This is a genomic window from Lactiplantibacillus argentoratensis, assembly GCF_037290055.1.
In the GTDB taxonomy this organism is placed as follows: domain Bacteria; phylum Bacillota; class Bacilli; order Lactobacillales; family Lactobacillaceae; genus Lactiplantibacillus; species Lactiplantibacillus plantarum.
Genome location: NZ_CP147647.1, coordinates 2,448,898 through 2,466,785, shown reverse-complemented (window position 1 = coordinate 2,466,785; position 17,888 = coordinate 2,448,898). Strand labels below are relative to the sequence as shown.

Below are 17,888 nucleotides of genomic sequence, written 5' to 3'. Positions count from 1 at the left end.
CTTCAATTTTGACGACGAATTGTCAAATCAAGCGCAACTTTTTGCCGAAGAAAACTTCACTTGGACTTTTCCATCCCAAGACCTTGCGTGGACGGTTATTTAAATCTGTGACGAATGCGATAATCTCTTGGTCATTTAAATCGTTCAAATCAGTTCCTTTGGGGAAATATTCACGAATTAAACCGTTAGTATTTTCATTGGTTCCACGTTGTTGTGGTGCGTGTGGATCTGGAAAAAATACCGGTATTTCTAAAGTGTCAATGACGTCTTGATAATTGGCAAACTCAGTTCCACGATCAGGTGTAAGTGTCTTTACCCGTTCCGGTGTGACGCTATTTAATAAGTCCATCATAGCTTGTGCCACGGGTTTAGCTGCGACTTTACTTACCCGTTCCGCTAATAAATACCGTGATTTACGGTCTACCAGCGTCACCAGCGCTGAACGTCCGGTTTTACCACGCACTGTGTCACCTTCCCAGTGACCAAACCGAGTTCTATTTTCAGCCGAAAGTGGGCGGTCGTGGATTGAAGGTACATCGTTAAAACGACCACGCCGTTCCTTGATAGTTCCCTTAACTTTGCGCGTTTTACCTCGATGTCTTAATTGGCGGGCGAATCCACGGGCACCATGACTTTTACGCTTTTCACCAAGATTATTCAAAGCAATTCCACGATAAATTGTGTTGTAACTGATTTTCCAGTTACTATGCTCAAAATTTAGCCGTCCTGCGATTTGTTCTGGGGACCATTTACGATGGACGATACAATTAATGACAAATGCCCGGATATCAGTTTGCGATAAGATCCGTGGCCGTCGACTTTTCAAACGTTGACGCTCATAATTTAGTTGCGCATTAACTGCGGAATATTTAGAACGACCACCATTCCGGCTAACTTCCCGTGAAATAGTCGCTTTAGAACAACCGATGCGTTGGGCAATGGCCTGGTAAGACTGTTTTAAAGTTAGCCCAACTAGTAGGCATTCACGGTCATTTAAGGTAAGATGATGATATAGGCTCATAGTCTGAGTCCTCCTTGTAAGTAAGTTGTGGTGACTATATTTTACAAGGACTCAGGCTGTGAGTCTTCTTTTTGATCATTTGTTGCACTTCAATTGTAAATTCGTCGTTTAAAAAATACCCTTTTCAAACGGCCGGTTGGTCGGATGAAAAGGGTATTTTTTAAACTTGTTGATTTTCCTGGGCAGTCACCGTCAAGTAGTCAATTAAGTCGGTGAGTAGCTGGTTCCCCGTTCGCTGGGGATATACAAAGTTCAGTTGACTGATGAACGGGATGGCGAGTGAGCGCATGACCACGTGTTCAGTCATGAACGGAAGTACCGATTGTTTAAATAAGAAAGTCACGTTATTTTGATTGAGAATGCCCAGGAGCGTTTCAATATGCGTACTTTCAAAGAAGAATTGGGGCGTCATGCCTTGCTGAGCAAAGAGTGCGTTGATCGGTTCGTAAACACCGGAGCCTGGTGGTAACGTTGCAATTTTCTGCCGCGCTAAGTCTTGAATCCGAATGACTGGCTGGGCAGCTAGGGGGTGATCACGCGGTAAAATAATTTTGAGTTCGTCAGCGAGTAGTGGTTGTTTTTGAAATTCGGTGGGTTGCAATTGGGTCGTCTGAGTATCGCGAATGATGGCCGCTTGCAGCTCACCACTCAGTAACCGTTTGACGATTTGGTCGCCCTCATCCTCGATGATTTTGATTTCAGTATCAGGATGCTGAGTATCAAAAGTGGCGATCTTTTTGGCAATGTTATATTGACCTGAGATTGGAATGGCGCCAATGATGAGCTTGGCAAATGTCGTTGGCCGATTCGGTGCCAAATCGTGCATCATGGTCTCATAGTCTGTAATCATTTTATGCGCATGATGATAGAACGTTTCACCAGCTGGCGTGATTTGTAGACGGCGCTTGTTGTGTGTATCTAGTAGTTTAATGTTCAGTTCGTTCTCAAGGGCTCGCATTCGTTTGGACAATTCCGATTGTGATAAGTGGAGTTCTACGGCAGCGTTAGAAATGTGGCGTAAATCGTACACCATCACGAATGCTTGGAGATCATTAATGGTCATAGCAGTCACACTTTTCTTTAGGTTAAATTTTATTCTAACACCGATGGCGAGGCCCGCCTAATTAAGTAACGGTATAAATTAGTATCAATATTGTGAGGCCGCTACGGTAATCGAAATATTAGTTATTTTTTTTATTGAGAATGGGTCACTAATGAAATCATGGTGCGGGTTAACATTTGTTAGCGGTGATAATTATTCGTTACCGTTTAATTGTGGATGGGGACTCGTGTTGAGGGAGGCAGTAATGACATCTAGATATAATTATTTTGGTGATGTGGATGAAAGTTGTTGAGTGGTTGGTGATTACAAATACGCTGAATCACTAGCTTTCCTTGCTTTTGAAATTGAGTCCGGCAAAATGAAATAGTTCCAGCAGTTTCATATTGATCATCATGCTGGTCATGGCTGGGCAATACTTTTTAAAAGGGGATTAGTTTAGTATGTCAAAAGCGCTTAAGATAGTGATGGGAATCACCATGTTAACAGGGGGCATCATGGCCCAGAAAATGACGGTACATGCAGCCGAATCTAACACTCGAACCGGTCAGGCAGTAAGGATGAATGGCACGGTCAGTTTAGCAAGTCAGGTCGAAAATAACCCAGCTGTTAAGGCGGCCCACTACCAGGTAACGCAAGCGGTGCAAGCATTAACCATGGCTACTACGGCAGTCAAAACGGCTATGAGTGATCTGCAAGCGGCGCAAACCACGTTAGACGCTGCCAACAAAACGTTAGCCAAGAATCAAAAGATTCAGACGCATATGGGCGTACTTAAGCAAGCAGCCACTGACCGGCACGTCAAGGCAACGAAAGCACTTGATGAACAATTGGCAACTAAAAAGACAAGCCAAACTGCGGTAACGACGGCGCAAGTGGCAATGACTAAGTCACAAGCTGCTGTTCAAGTAGCCCAGAGCAACTTCGATAAGGATAACAGTGCGGCCAACAAAGTCACGTTACAAACTACTCAGGCAAAGCTGAAAACGGTACAAGAGACGTTAACAGCGGCACAAGCTAACCTTGATAAGACTAATGAGCACGTGATGATGGCCGAAGAAGAACTAGCCAACGCCAAAATTGAAGTCAGTGGCACGAGCCGCGACTTCCAAATGGCACAAAGAGATTATGATATTGTTCAGCCCCAAGCAGCAGTTAATCAGGCGAAAGCAGCGGTGACAGCTAAGTTGCAGCGCGTTGCGGGTACTCAAGATCAGATCGTTACTGCACAGCGGGAATTGTCCCAAGCTCAAGCTGGATTAACGACCGTGCGCGCTCGGACCTTGGCAACCTTAACAGCAGCGGCCGAAAAGCCAATGACTGAAAAAACTGTGGGCGAACGACCAGTCGTTAGTCATTCAACTGGCACGTCAATCAGTACTAATCAGTCGGCGGCATCACAAGCGACCCCGGCCAAGCCCACTCTTAATCAGTCAAGTTCAGCTTCCGTCCCAACAGCGCAGCAGGTTGTTACGACGCAGCCACGACAAGCCACAACGGTATTGCGGACGACGACGAGTCCGGCCATGGCTAAGCCAGTGACTCATCAGACGGTGCCAACGACCGCAACTAAAACGGCCATGTTACCACAGACTGGTGAACAAACCAATCGAGTTTTGACCGTATTGGGCTTCGTATTATTGGCCGCAACTAGCTTATTTGGTTTTAGTAAGCAACAACGGCGCCATAAAACAACTGATTAATTAACAAGTGTGTGGGCACAATTCGGTTTCTCAATGATTATTTCGAAGTGCAAGACTAGTCCAGTCGGTTAATTTAGTCTGAGCGACTAAGTTGACGGCGGAATTAATGGCGATTTAAAAAAGTTCTTTCGGAGTTTTAGTTGTTCCGGAAAGAACTTTTTTGCTGGGAATGATTGGTATCGTTTAGTTAATAATAATATGCTAAGAACGCCTGTTTTTCGGCCGGAAATACTTGCTTGAAAGTAGCTGCTGGACTACTATAAACATGGTTTCAAAGAGCCCAAGAATTTTACTAAATAAGGAGTTGAGTTTGTGATGATGATGACGGGAATGATGGTTCTATTTGTATTGTTAGTTGGTTTAGTTTTAAGTGGGATTTTCTTCCGATATATGGATACAACTGCCGGTATCTCATTCAGCTCACTGAAGTTCGCTGATTTGCGGATGGAATTGTTAAACTTGGTACTCGTTATTGGACTATTGCTGTGGGCACTGGTTTTAATTCGTTAAAGCGACAATTAAACTTATCAACTTAGCTATTATTGCGAGTCCGGTTAACGCCGGACTTTTATTTTGGCTTGTGATTGACGAATTATGTTAGTGCGGCCGCCAAAATACTTGCGCTTCAACGTGGAACACCGCTATTATGGATAAGTGATTATTATCTAGAAGGGAATGAATAACTATGACGCAGTCGCCATATTGGCAACGGATCGCGGCCAAAGCTCAGGCCGCCCAGCGACCGTTTTTTAGTTTAGCACCGATGGAAGCCGTGACCGGCTCCGTTTTTCGCCGGGTCGTGATGCGCGCTGCGGCCCCCGATGTCTTTTATACTGAATTTACGAATGCGTTAAGCATTACTCACCCGAAGGCTAAGTTTACAACGCGGGGACGACTATATGTTGATGAGGCCGAGTCGCCCCGACCAATCGTTCAACTTTGGGGCAATAGTGGTGAGGACTTTACGAAAGCGGCCCATGAAGTGAAGAATCAAGGTTATCAAGCCATTGATCTTAATATGGGCTGCCCAGATATGGCGGTCATTAAAAATCATAGTGGTAGTGATTTAATCCGACATTTTGATCGTGCCAAAGAAGTGATTGAGGGCGCACGTCAAGCAGAGCTTCCCGTTAGTGTTAAGACGCGGTTGGGCTTTGACGATGTGCATGAGTACGAGACTTGGATTCCATTTTTGTTGCAACAGCAGGTTCCCGTGTTAACGGTTCACGTGCGCACGAAGATGGAGATGAGCAAGGTACCAGCGCATTATGAGTTAATTGATAATTTAGTTCAAATGCGTGATACTTTGGCACCAGCGACGCTATTACAAATTAACGGGGATATCCTGGATTATCAGGCTGGCCTGAAGCTTGCCAAAGCCCATCCAGGAGTCGATGGTATCATGATTGGCCGCGGTATTTTTCAGAACCCATACGCTTTTGAACCGATTCCCCAGCCTCATTCAACGCGTGACATGCTAGAATTGTTACGGTACCAAGTAGATTTATATGATCAATTTATTGGCTTGGGTCTACAAGGGCATTTCGCACCGCTTCAACGCTTCTTTAAGATTTATGTTCGCGGTATGCGTCATGCGGCCGAATTGCGCAATGAATTAATGCAGACGAAGACAACGGATGATGTCCGTGCGATTATTGATCGCTTAGAGGCTGAGCTACCAGCGGATTAGGTCGTGTTATTTTAACTAAAACGGCTATATTTTTGCCATTTAGCTGTGCTTGATTAAAATGGTTTTAATGTCGAACGTACCACATCTAAAGTCAACTGCAAATTAAATGCTAGCCTGTAAGTGGGCCATAAAATAAGCTAGGTCCTTTAAGAAGTTAATTTCTTGGAGGACCTGGCTTATTTTGTGGTCTAAATTATTGTAAACCGGTCATCGAGTAAGGTAACTTGTTCAGGTGATAAGCCAACGATTTGAAGCTCACGTTGTTTAGTCACAAAAATGGCGCCGTAAATATCGGGTCGCTGAGTTGCCCAATCGGGAATCGGTTGGCCCGCAAAGAAGAGCCGCGTCGTTTCGATTTCACCATCAATGGAAGCTTTCGAGAAAACGGTGACACTTTCAAGGTCGTTTTGTCGGGGATAACCCGTTTGCGAATCTAAGATGTGGTGGTAGGACTGGCCGTTAAATTCAAGGTGCCGCTCGTAAATACCGCTGGTCACGGCCGAGCAGGGACCAATCGTAACGCTGGCAATCGCGTTACCGCGGTCAGTGGTGGGATCTTGGATACCAACGCGCCATTGCCCATCCGGATGAAGTGGGGACGTCCCCACCATTAACAGATTACCACCTAGGTTGATCATTCCGGCCCGCTGTCCAAATGCTTCCCAGTAATCTTGAATGCGGTCGGCAATGTAGCCCTTGGCAATTGCGCCTAGATCCAGCTCCATTCCCGTGACCTTGAGAAGCACACTGAAATCAGCGTCATTACAAATGACGGCTTCGGGGTCGATCAAGGCCAATCGTTCGTTAATTGCAGACTGTTCAGGGACGTGCGCGTTAGTAAAACCAATGTGCCAGAGTTTCACGAGCGGACCAATCAACGCATTGAAACCAAAATGTTGTCGACTGAGTTCGACAGCTTGCCGAACGAGTGTATAGGTGGCGGCGCTCACTTGAACGGGGTGTTGGCCCGCCGCCTGGTTGATTGCCATGACCTCAGAAACAGTCCGGTTGACAGTCAAGCGGTCTTCATATTGGTCGATAAGATCGCAAGCAGCTTGTAGGTACTGGTCACTATCACTACCAAAAAGGGTCAAATCAATGTCGGTACCGAGCGCGTGATGAGCTTGGTGTCGACGCTGCTGAGCGAGTGCAGGAATTGCTGTCTCGCCATTATAAGCTAAAGTTGTCATAAAACCAGTCCTATCTTTCATAAATGTCAACGAGTTCAGCAAACTGAACATTTATTCCCGCTCAGTTAGAAGTAGGCACAATTAAATCAGTTTCCCTGCACAGTGATCTAATTCGTGTTGAATAATTTGTGCTGTGAAGTCGTTGAATCGTTGTTGTTGCGGTTTAAAGTGTTGATCTTTATATTTCACCGTGATTTGGTGATAGCGGCTAGTCGGACGTTCACCAGGTAAGGACAGGCAGCCTTCCTTAGTCTCGTAAGTGCCGTGATGATCAATGATCTTCGGATTGATCATTGCAATTGCAAAGGGACCGAGTTGCACGACAATAATTTGTTTGTTGACCCCAATCATATTCGCGGCCATTCCAACGCAATTATCGGTGTGTGCGGCGAGGGTATCCAGTAAATCAGTCAAGACTTGAGTGTCTGCAGGGGTTGCTAAGTCAGCAGGGACACTAAGCGCGGCGGGATCATGCACAATTGGTCGAATCATTTGATGTTCCTCCATTGATTAGTCATATTAATTTAATTATAGAGAGCACGGTTGACAGAAGCAAGCCGTTCGCTAGTTGTCAGGCCCTAAAAAACACACCACACTCACACAAGTCAACGTGCAAATGTGGTGTGGCCTTCAATTAGTACGACAATTTAAATGTTGGCGTTAAGGTGCCCGCCTTTAAGGCGTCATTAGTTGTGGTGGGAACCTGGTTGTGTTCAGGCTGCCAATTTGGATCTTTAATCAGTGCGATATTAGTCCCTTGATAATTCATGGTCATTTGATTAGCGTCGTTGAGGGTCAGTTTTGCAACATTGTGATCGATTGTGAACGTGGCACGTGTATCACTTAACGTTAACGTTGCGCGACTACGAATGGGCGTATGTCCGCGTCGGAACCAAGCAACTTGATGATTGGTACTGAGGTACAGACTCATTGCTGGTCTAGCGCTGACCCAGCGACCTAAGAAATCCCGAGTCGTGACTGAGCGAACGGCGCTGACTTTTGATGTTGCTGGTTGAACGGTGGGCGTTTGTGTGTCAGTGGCAGAATGGCATCCTGTCAGTAGCCCTGTCAACAACAAGCCAACGATTATTCCCCTGCTTTTTTGCATAATTATTCTCTCCTCCAATGTCCACATCCCTCAATGAGGACTTAATTTCATTATAGCGAATCCGCCGCATGAGTTAAACAAAATAGTCATAAGTTAATCAGTTTACAACAACTTGGTTGTGTTCAGCTTAATTTTTAACGAATTAAAATTCGGTTTATGGCGTGTGAAAAATATTGAAAGCAAGCCGTATCAAGGTTGGTTCGGTAGTTAACGAGATTGATTAAATATTCTGATATTAGATAAAAAACAGTATAAAAAATATTTTTTAAATATTCCAAAGACGCACTAACCGGACGATTAAAGCGATTTGGTGTACACAACTGAAGGTGACAGTTAATTTTGGCAATGGGCAAGTTAATGGAAATGAGCTACTATATATAGTGTTGATTCAAACAGAACGCACTATCAATTGTATTCAATCAATGACTTTGAAAAGTGGGGAATTAAGATGCTAACAACGACAACTAACGATATATTAGACCAATTACGGCCACTGACCGTCACAAAGCGGGGTGGCGCACAAACGAAATTTCATCCGTATAAAATTGACTTTGTCTTACGACGGTTGTTAGCGACTGATGACGAGGTACGGGTCGTCAAGCAGGCCCTTGTTGCCCAGTATCAAGATGCTGACAACATTGATACTCGGGAGCTACGTAGTACCATGATGCAGATTTTGAATGCGCAAGGCCTGACCGCGGCAGCTAAGGCATATCAGGATTACTTTGAAGCTGAACAGCAGCGGTTTGCGGCAGCAACTAATGTTCAAGGACGGATTGAAAAGTTGTTTGAGCGCGATGCCAGCGTTGTGCATGAAAATGCAAATAAGGATAGTACGATTTTTAACACGCAACGCGACTTAGAAGCCGGTGCTGCAAGTCGCGCCATGGGCTTGAAGATGCTACCAGATGTTGTGGCTAAGGCGCATCTGCGTGGCGATATCCATTGGCATGATCTCGATTATTCACCAGTCACGCCTGAAACGAACTGTTGCTTGATTGATTTTGACGGCATGTTCAAAAATGGGTATAAGATTGGGAACGCCGAAGTTGCCTCACCCCGGTCGATTCAAACGGCCACAGCGCAAATGGCGCAGATCATTGCCAACGTGGCTTCATTACAGTATGGTGGCTGTTCCGCTAACCGGGTCGACCAATTATTGGCTCCCTATGCGGCAATCAACTATCAAAAACATATGACTGATGCGAAAAAGTGGGTCCCTGCTGATCAGCGGGAAGCTTATGCGAAAGCCAAAACTAAAAAAGATATCTATGACGCGATGCAAGCCCTTGAGTATGAAATCAATACGTTATATTCGTCACAGGGCCAGACGCCGTTTACCACGGTCAATTTTGGTCTAGGAACTAGTTGGATTGAACGAGAAATTCAAAAGGCGATTCTCCAGATTCGAATCAAGGGACTCGGTAAGGAGCACCGAACTGCGATTTTTCCTAAATTGATCTTCACGATGAAGCGGGGGTTAAATTTAAGTCCGAATGATCCCAATTATGATATTAAAATGCTCGCGATTGAGTGTTCGACCAAGCGGATGTATCCCGACCTTTTAATGTATGACAAGATCAAGGAATTAACGGGGAGTTTTAAGACGCCGATGGGGTGCCGGTCCTTCTTACAAGGTTGGCGTGATGAAAATGGTGTCGAGGTAAACTCGGGCCGGATGAATTTGGGCGTGGTGACAGTCAACCTGCCACGAATCGCGTTAGCCGCACATGGGGACCAACAGTTGTTCTGGGAAATCTTCGAGGAACGGATGGCGACTTGTCATGAAGCACTCGCGTACCGTATCGAACGAACGAAGGAAGCTAAGCCGGAAAATGCACCACTCTTATACATGTATGGGGCGTTTGGCAAGCGGCTACCAGCAGGTGGTAATGTCGATGAGCTCTTCAAAAATCAGCGGGCGACTATTTCACTGGGATACATTGGAATTTATGAAGTCTGCACGACCTTCTTTGGTCCGAACTGGGAACAAGACGAGCACGCGTTAGCTTTTGCGGAGACCGTGGTGAAAGCGTTACGGGATAAGTGTGCGCAGTGGGCGGCTGAAAGTGGCTATCATTATAGTCTGTATTCAACGCCGGCTGAATCGTTGACGGATACGTTCTGTCGTGACGATATTGCGAAGTTTGGCCGGATCGCAGATATTACGGATAAGGAATATTACACGAATAGTTTTCATTATGATGTCCGTAAGCACCCGACGCCCTTCGATAAATTAACTTTGGAGGAACGTTTTCCACAATATGCGTCAGGCGGCTTTATTCATTATTGTGAATATCCTAATTTGACTCAGAATCCTAAAGCCTTGGAGGCCGTCTGGGACTGGGCCTATGATCATGTCGGCTATTTGGGAACGAATACGTCGATCGACCAGTGTTTTAAGTGTGGGTTTAAGGGTGAGTTCAAGGCCACTGCCCGTGGGTTCGTCTGTCCAGAATGTGGCAATCACGACCCTAAATACTGTGATGTTGTTAAGCGGACGTGTGGGTATCTAGGTAACCCACAACAACGACCAATGGTACATGGTCGCCACGTTGAAATCGCGTCCCGTGCTAAAAATATGTCTCCGGAGATGATTAAGAATGCCGCGCGCTACGAAAGGACCAAACAATCCGATGCCCAAAGAATGGCTGGCAGAGGACTTAAGTGAACAATATGTTGCTGATTATAAGGCATTTAACTTTGTTGATGGGGAAGGGGTCCGCTGTAGCTTGTACTTGAGCGGCTGCCCATTCCACTGTCCAGGCTGTTATAATGTGGCGGCACAAAATTTTCATTATGGACAACCGTATTCACAAGAATTGGAAGATCAGATTATTGAAGACCTTGGGCAAGATTATGTGCAAGGGTTGACGTTGCTAGGTGGTGAACCGTTTCTAAATACTCAAGTCGGCATTCGGATTTGTGAACGCATTCGCTCCGAATTTGGAAACACGAAGGATATTTGGTCGTGGTCAGGTTATACTTGGGAAGAATTGCAACAAGACTCTGAGGATAAACTGAAGATGCTATCATTAATTGATATCTTGGTAGATGGGCGCTTTTTACAAGATAAGATGGATCTCTCGCTACAATTTCGGGGGAGTTCCAATCAACGTATTATCGACGTTCCTAAGTCGCTAACAGCTGGTAAAGTCGTCATCTGGGATAAGTTGGTTAAGTGAAATTAAGACTGGTAAAAAGAGCGTTATGACGAGGTCGTCACGACGTTCTTTTTTTGTTACGGTCAATATAACGGTTACATATAACCCTTAATAATTTTTTTAATTAAAGTCTCTAACTATGTCTCGATATTTTAGTTAAAAGCGGTTATACTTTACAGGAGTTGTCAATTTATATTGACGTAAAGAAATCATTAAAAGCGAGGCTTCATGAATGTATCGTTTTTTTGTTCAACCCCAAGTTGATCACAGCCATCGAGCTGTTTTTGGTTATGAATTACTGTTACGTAAAGAGATGAATGGTCACTGGGCCGTTCCGAAGTCGTTCACTGAATTATCATTAGATAAACAAGCTGAATTATTAGAACAACTTGCTAGTCAATTGCAGACGAAAGCGACTAATCAGGTGTTAGCCCTTAATTTAAACCGGCAACAAGCTGAGGACGACCTGATGTTAGGGACGATCATTTACCTAAAAAAAGGTTGAATCCGGCCGCGCTGACGATTGAGTTGACAGAATGTCCTTCATTAAACGAGATTCAAAAATATAGTCTCTTTTTCCACCAACATGATATTAAATTAAGCATTGATGACGTGGGGACGGGCACGAACACGTTTGAGAATATTCGCCACGCACTACCGTTTGTTGATCAAATCAAGTTTGCGATGCAAAACTTACGGATGAGTGGGCAAGCGGAGCGCATTCCTCATGAATTAGCATTTTGGCGTGATATTGCTCAGTCTTACCATCTGGAATTTATTCTGGAAGGTGTCGAAGACCAGGGTGATCAAAAGATGGCCGAACAACAAGGTATTGAATGGCACCAGGGTTACTATTATGGGAAACCGCGGTTAGTCGATGATGGTCGGCAATTGGTCAACGGCGGATGCTGAGAAAGGATCCTTACGATGACATGGTCTAATTGGCGAATTTCGCCGTTCGTAACGAGTATTTTCTTTATATTAGGTGTTCTAACACTTTACTGGGTCCTCTTTAATTGGATTACGACGTGGTTTCATGCCTGTCACATTAACATTGACGATGATACCGTCAATGCTTGGCACGGTGTGATTTACATGTTGGTCTTTGTGTTTGTCATGCAACTGTCGGTCGTCGGTAAAGCAGATAGTTGGGAGTTTGTTAACTTTCACTTGATTGCCGTCGTGTTCTGCTCGTTTTTTTTGAATATTCGAATGCCGTATTATTCATTGTTACCTGTGGTCATAGTGTATATGGTTTTCGACCAGTCGATTTTTTACTGGGAATCGTGGAGTTACGCCGTCGTGTTCGTGCTATTTTTCTGGAGCATGAATTATCTACGGCTGTGGGTACCTAAGCATCGGTATCCTTGGCTATATTACTATGGCGCGGTCGCTTTTTACGGCGGAATCTTGTGGGGCCTGATCAAGCTTAAATATTCGCTGGATTGGGACAATACTTTACAAGAATATGGCTACTTAATGATTTTTGCAGGATTATTGTACGCCTACGTTAATATGCTGACCCAAGATAGTGAGATTAAATTACGGTTGGCCCAGTTTGCGAGTCACGACGCTTTGACTGAGACTGAGAACTTTGCCGCTTACACGGAACATATCAAATATTTATTCGATGATAGTGCCAAGAACAATCTCAACTTATCGATGATGATGTTCGATATTGATCACTTTAAGCACGTTAATGACACGTACGGGCACCTTGCAGGGGACCGCGTTTTGCAAGAAGTTGCCGCCACGGTCACAACGGTCTTGGCCGCCAATGACGAGAAGGTCAAGCTGTATCGCACCGGTGGTGAAGAATTCAATGTCCTGTTTCCCGGTTATGATCTGGCTAGTACCAAAGTGATTGTCCGTCAGGTCTTTGAAGCAGTCAATCATCTCGTTGTTAAGTATGAAGACGAGGAAATCAATGTGTCGATTTCGGTTGGTGTCTCGACACTGCATCAAGCCGATGGTAGTCCGATTGATTTGTACAACCGTGTTGATCAGAACCTCTATTTTTCAAAGCGGCACGGGCGGATGCGTGTTACGGTTGAATAGTGGCTGAGATTAAAAATAAATAACGTTGACTTGTTGAGCTCCCGGAATAAAAGCCGGAAGCTCTTTTTTGCTCGCAATCGGTCTGACTGAAATTGTAGGCCTAACCGTCATTGCCTGATTGACGTATTGGGGAAACATGATGTCAAATCTACAAGATTGCTTGAGTGCGACATTGGGGTTATGGTGGCCGATTTCAGCTATTTAGTAGCATCGTTCGTTAATTGAGTTTACGAATTAACGCTAACAGATGTAAACCTTAATCGAAACCGTTAATTATGCTGGCATTCTAGTTTAATTATGGTATGGTTTATGTTGTAAAGATAACAGTCAACGACTTAAACTAATTGACTTACATATTAAAGAAAACAAGTTTTTTACGTTACGTTTGTTAAGGTTATTTAAATACGAATGGTTGCCAATTTATAAAGTAAGGAAGTGAGAAGTGTGCCAGTGGTCATTAGCTCATTAATTCCCGTAGTTGCGCCGGTTAAACGCCAAGTGATCAATGTGACGACCCTTGCAAATACGGTTCACTTATATGGGTTACTAGGATTTAAGCAGCAAATTATACCGGCAACAGATCAAATTGTTGCGCCCTTTGCTGGGGTTATCACAGCCGTGGCAGCCAATCAACGGTTAATTGGCTTTCGAGCGGCCAATGGTCTGGTGGGCTGGCTACGAATTGGACAATTAACCAGTGCTTTGGAATCGCCTACATTTAAGTTCAACGTTAAACCGGGTGACTGGGTAGTTGCTGGGCAGATGTTGGTTGAAGTGATTTCACTACTGACACAACGGCTCCAACCAGTTAAAACGACGGTGGTATTGACGATTAGACATGCGGTTGTTCGTGTTCGAGAACGGTTGCTGGCAGCAAGTAATCAAGTCGATCCGATGGGAACTGTTATCTCAGGTATTACGACCAGTATGGCTGGTAATCATCGGGTCGCAACGATCGGGCCACCCCAAGGTAATTAATTGTTTGACAATAAGCAATCGACGTCCTAGATACGGGGTGTGTCTAGACGTCACGCTTCGACGCAGCCCATTGAATGGGCAGTAGTGGCTGAGGTGTGCGTTTTAATAACGCAGTTAGGGGCAGTACTGGACACATGAACAGTACTGGTTCACAAGGTCGCCGTACTAGGAGGTACGGCGTCGCTGATGTTATAAGGTATTAAGATTAAGTAGTTGTGGGTAGCAGTAATTGGTCAGCGATTAAGTTTTGGCAGACTTATAAGCACAACTGCTATCACGGGTACGATTAATTGGGTGCTAACGTAAGTATGGTTACCTAGTCAATTAAGTTTCGTCGGTCAAAGGTTAGGCCGGTATTACCGAGATGGTTGTGGGGGTATAACTACTTCGGCGATCGTTTGATGTCGCGTTATGTTCAAGATAGGTCAATTATTTGGTTTAAGAACGGATCACTTGCTTTTACTTGGCAGTCCAGTTTATCATGACGGTAAATTGTGAAGGAGTGATTCGGCATGAATTCAGCGACATTTAATCAAACTGAATTAGCAAAATATAATGGTCAGGATGGTCAACCCGCATACGTGGCGGTTGATGGTGTCGTTTATGATGTAACGGGGGTTGCAGCATGGGCTGGCGGTAAGCATCATGGTAATCTTGCGGGGCAAGAATTAACCGCAGTCATCGACACCAAATCACCACATGGACGTAAAGTGTTAACGGGATTGACCGTCGTTGGTCAATACGTGACTAATTAAATTATTGAAGACTGGTTGATTGTGACCAGTCTTTTTTTTTGTGGATAGGCGGCTGTTGTGATTGCTTAAACGAGCTTTCACACCAAAATTTTTCGTACTGCGAGGCAAGTATTGACCAATTTTAGGCGGCTGTTTGTGGGTTTGAGACATTGTGTAAAATAAGTGCGTGATGATAATCGATATTCCAAGTAAACGAATAGATAACAAAAATACTAACTTATGATTAGTTAAGACCTGTAATGGTTGCTGGCACGTCTATTGACAGTCATCCACTGTTTATATAACAATACAAAATAAATTATATAAAGAGTTGAATGTTGTATGAAAAAGCGTGAAAATAGAATTGAATTAAAGGAAAGTTAATAAACTATATTTTAGGTGGGTAAATGATGGAGCGAAAACGGACGAATTTTAAAATGTACAAAATTGGCCGTCGCTGGGCGTTTGCATGTGCCGTTATCTTGACGATGGGCACAACAACGCTGGTGGCTCGGGCTGATGATGGAACGACTGCAACGGGGACTGATACGGCATCAACCAGTTCAAGCACAACCAAATCAGTCACGGCTAAGATACAAACTTTGAAGACTGCGGCCACAACTGAAGCGAATGTGACTAACCAAAATCAGCCGGTTTTAGATACCGATGGTTCGAATTCAAAGGCTGCTGCTGGCACAGTGGCTGGAACTAAGGCGGCAACGAATACTGATACAAACGCTACCACCAATTTGGATGAGACAACTAGTGCCAATACTGAAACTGGTTCAGATACGACAGCTGGTTCAAAGACGGCAAAAGAGACGAATGCGACAACCGGTTCAGAGTCGACAAAAGAGACGTCGACCACAACTGATTCTGCCACTGCAACGGCTGCGCGGACAACAACCAGTTCTAATAAAGGTGCGACTACTGACTCAGCTACCAGCAATGATACCGCGGCAACGGCTGCTAAAACTACCGATGCTAGTGCTAAGATTGCCGGTACGACGACTAGTGATAGTGTAGTCCAGCAAACGACGACAACTAAAGACCAGTCGACGATAACTGCAATGCCCCAGACCGTCGCGATGGCGCTTAGTCAAGCTGTGACCCATGCAAACGATGCCGTTGCCGATGGTGGTAATGTGACGGACGATTATCCGGATCTACATAACATGCTCGGGGTTTCGTCCCAATTCCATATTTTTGCACGGGAAGCAGAACTACATGCCCATACGAATGGGAACGTTGCGGTGCAAAACTTAGTGGGTAACGTTAACTTTGGGACGAACATTATTGAAGAATTATTAGATAAAGATATTTCGTATATTCAAAATATTAGTAATATTGCTGGGAGTTCGTTTGTTTCGGCTGGTGAGACGCGGAGCAATAAAGTCATCTTTGGCGAAAATATTGAGATTGATGTTTCGAATCCTAATCGGCCGATGGTCAACGGGGTCTATATCGACCATTTACTTGCCTCTGAAGTTTATCAAGACAAAGATGGTAACGTCTATATTGATTTTGACAAAGAGTTTGCTAAGTTGGAACAATTGAGCGCTAGTCTTAGCGAAGCGTCCGCGAACGCCACCTATACGAGTGACAGTTTTGAAGATATGAATCAGCGGGTCATCGATGTGACGGATATGCAACCTGATGCGGATGGACACATTGTGATCAATCTGTCAGCGGATGTTTTAAACACGAGTACGCCGCTGACAATCAAGGGACTATCGGCAGATGCGGATGGTAATACGGTCATTATTAATGTTGATACGGCAGGTGCGACCAACTATCAAGTTAACTCGCAGATCAAAATCATTTATGATGACGGTACGGAGCGGAATAATAAAGAAACTGAAGACTTTGGTGATAACCATTTGCTTTGGAACTTCTATGATTCAACCGCGAGTGACAAGTTAGCAACTGGTGTCATTAGTGTCGACCGGCCATTTCAAGGCAGTATTTTAGCCCCAGCGGCGGAAATTGATGCAAATCAAAATATTGATGGCAACATCATTGCTAATAAAGTCAACGTGAAAGCTGAGACTCATCGTTGGGATTTACAGGATAATGTTGATAATGAAGATGATCCCAAACCGGTTCCGGATTATGAGAAACCGGTCCATCCAGGTATTGATGCCGAACTACCAGATGGCGGCGAGGAAGAGGAGCCAGAATACGACAAGCCAGTCCATCCAGGTATTGATGCTGAACTACCAGATGGCGGTGAGGAAGAGGAGCCAGAATACGACAAACCAGTCCATCCAGGTATTGATGCTGAACTACCAGATGGTGGCGAGGAAGAGGAGCCAGAATACGACAAGCCGGTCCATCCAAGTATCGACATCGAAATGCCAGATAATGGCGAAGAAGAAGAACCAGAGTACGACAAACCAGTTCATCCAAGCATCGATGTTGAAATGCCTGACTTTGACGAGATTGAGGACGAAGAAGAAGCTGAAGACGCAGAAGAAGAATTTGAAGACGATATTGAAGATGAAATCGAAGCTGGTGTGACGCCAGACGAAGTTGTCGATCAAATCGAAGAAGAAGTCGACAATGAAATTACAGCTGACTGGGTCACGGACGAAACTGCGACTGAATTGGAAACGGCGTTTGAGGAAGTTCAAAAAGAAGCAGTGGTTGGCGATCAGATTAAGGATGAGGAAACACTGATCAACTTGATTGACCGGGCAATCGCACAAGCTAAAGCGCATCATAATACGGCGTTAGTAGCGCAATTACAAGCTCTACGGACCAAGGTAGCTCGCGCGTTGGCAGTGGCTAAGGGACAAGCATTGCCACAGACTGATGAAACGTCTAGTCAAATGATTAGCTTAGCGGGAATCGCATTAGCAAGTACATTAGTATTAGGTGCTGCAGCGGTTAGCCGGCGGAAGCGTCAGTATTAAACTTAAAATTGTATTTTGAAGTAACTGTTGATTCGGCAAGTTTAATCTTGCGAATCAACAGTTTTTTTGCATAAAAAAGTCACTAAACCAAATTGGTCTAGTGACGCTCAATTCTCTCTACTCCATGACCGACCTAATCTCTTGACCCCAAATGCGCCACTAGTGAAACGTGGTATAAATGCTAACCCCCATTAGCATTTATGATATTTATTATAAATAATTCAGCACATTAGTCAACTTTTATTCGAATATATTTTTAATTTATGT

The 17,888-nt window shown here is 44.5% G+C and carries 14 protein-coding genes and 1 pseudogene; 10 read left to right on the top strand and 5 right to left on the bottom strand.

Annotated elements, in window-relative coordinates:
• Positions 1–22 precede the first annotated feature (22 nt).
• Positions 23–1,021: an IS30 family transposase gene (locus V7R88_RS11855; protein ID WP_016527164.1), complete on the bottom strand. Its 999-nt coding sequence runs from the start codon at positions 1,019–1,021 to the stop codon at positions 23–25.
• 160 nt (positions 1,022–1,181) lie between these two features.
• On the bottom strand, positions 1,182–2,084 hold the full coding sequence (locus V7R88_RS11850; RefSeq protein WP_054398249.1) for a LysR family transcriptional regulator: 903 nt from the start codon (positions 2,082–2,084) through the stop codon (positions 1,182–1,184).
• 440 nt (positions 2,085–2,524) lie between these two features.
• Here V7R88_RS11850 and V7R88_RS11845 point away from each other — a divergent pair, with 440 nt between their 5' ends.
• From V7R88_RS11845 to V7R88_RS11835, 3 genes are all read left to right on the top strand, one after another.
• Complete coding sequence (locus tag V7R88_RS11845; protein ID WP_057717051.1) at positions 2,525–3,784, top strand: LPXTG cell wall anchor domain-containing protein; 1,260 nt, start codon at positions 2,525–2,527, stop codon at positions 3,782–3,784.
• 315 nt (positions 3,785–4,099) lie between these two features.
• Entirely contained in the window at positions 4,100–4,294 is a 195-nt protein-coding gene (locus V7R88_RS11840) for a hypothetical protein (protein WP_003642209.1), read from the top strand.
• Between the two features lie 175 nt (positions 4,295–4,469).
• Positions 4,470–5,474, top strand: coding sequence for a tRNA dihydrouridine synthase (locus tag V7R88_RS11835; protein WP_003644875.1), 1,005 nt, complete (start codon positions 4,470–4,472; stop codon positions 5,472–5,474).
• Positions 5,475–5,662: 188 nt separating this feature from the next.
• Here V7R88_RS11835 and V7R88_RS11830 read toward each other — a convergent pair whose 3' ends face one another.
• From V7R88_RS11830 to V7R88_RS11820, 3 genes are all read right to left on the bottom strand, one after another.
• Positions 5,663–6,664 (bottom strand): FAD:protein FMN transferase, encoded by a 1,002-nt coding sequence (locus V7R88_RS11830; protein ID WP_011101977.1) that lies wholly within the window; start codon positions 6,662–6,664, stop codon positions 5,663–5,665.
• Between the two features lie 81 nt (positions 6,665–6,745).
• A complete protein-coding gene (locus tag V7R88_RS11825) occupies positions 6,746–7,156 on the bottom strand; it encodes a peptide deformylase (RefSeq protein ID WP_003644790.1) in 411 nt (136 codons plus the stop codon).
• A gap of 142 nt (positions 7,157–7,298) precedes the next feature.
• Complete coding sequence (locus V7R88_RS11820; RefSeq protein ID WP_003644789.1) at positions 7,299–7,772, bottom strand: lipoprotein; 474 nt, start codon at positions 7,770–7,772, stop codon at positions 7,299–7,301.
• Between the two features lie 448 nt (positions 7,773–8,220).
• Between V7R88_RS11820 and nrdD the strand changes: the two genes are divergently transcribed.
• The 7 genes and pseudogenes from nrdD to V7R88_RS11785 all read left to right on the top strand — a co-directional run bounded on the left by nrdD (position 8,221) and on the right by V7R88_RS11785 (position 17,621).
• Positions 8,221–10,443, top strand: a complete 2,223-nt coding sequence (nrdD, locus tag V7R88_RS11815) for an anaerobic ribonucleoside-triphosphate reductase (protein ID WP_003644788.1) — start codon at positions 8,221–8,223, stop codon at positions 10,441–10,443.
• Positions 10,409–10,957 carry an anaerobic ribonucleoside-triphosphate reductase activating protein gene (nrdG, locus tag V7R88_RS11810; RefSeq protein ID WP_003642203.1) on the top strand — a complete coding sequence of 183 codons (549 nt, stop codon included), beginning with the start codon at positions 10,409–10,411 and terminating at the stop codon, positions 10,955–10,957. The genes nrdD and nrdG overlap by 35 nt, the downstream gene beginning before the upstream one ends.
• Positions 10,958–11,168: 211 nt before the next feature.
• Positions 11,169–11,848 (top strand): annotated as a pseudogene (locus V7R88_RS11805) (EAL domain-containing protein).
• 15 nt (positions 11,849–11,863) lie between these two features.
• Positions 11,864–12,994 (top strand): GGDEF domain-containing protein, encoded by a 1,131-nt coding sequence (locus tag V7R88_RS11800; protein WP_057717050.1) that lies wholly within the window; start codon positions 11,864–11,866, stop codon positions 12,992–12,994.
• Between the two features lie 444 nt (positions 12,995–13,438).
• Positions 13,439–13,972 (top strand): PTS sugar transporter subunit IIA, encoded by a 534-nt coding sequence (locus tag V7R88_RS11795; protein WP_003644869.1) that lies wholly within the window; start codon positions 13,439–13,441, stop codon positions 13,970–13,972.
• Between the two features lie 512 nt (positions 13,973–14,484).
• A complete protein-coding gene (locus tag V7R88_RS11790) occupies positions 14,485–14,727 on the top strand; it encodes a cytochrome b5 domain-containing protein (protein WP_003642199.1) in 243 nt (80 codons plus the stop codon).
• Between the two features lie 389 nt (positions 14,728–15,116).
• The gene (locus tag V7R88_RS11785; protein ID WP_057717049.1) at positions 15,117–17,621 is read left to right on the top strand and encodes a collagen-binding domain-containing protein; all 2,505 of its coding nucleotides are present in this window, start codon (positions 15,117–15,119) and stop codon (positions 17,619–17,621) included.
• Positions 17,622–17,888: the final 267 nt, after the last annotated feature.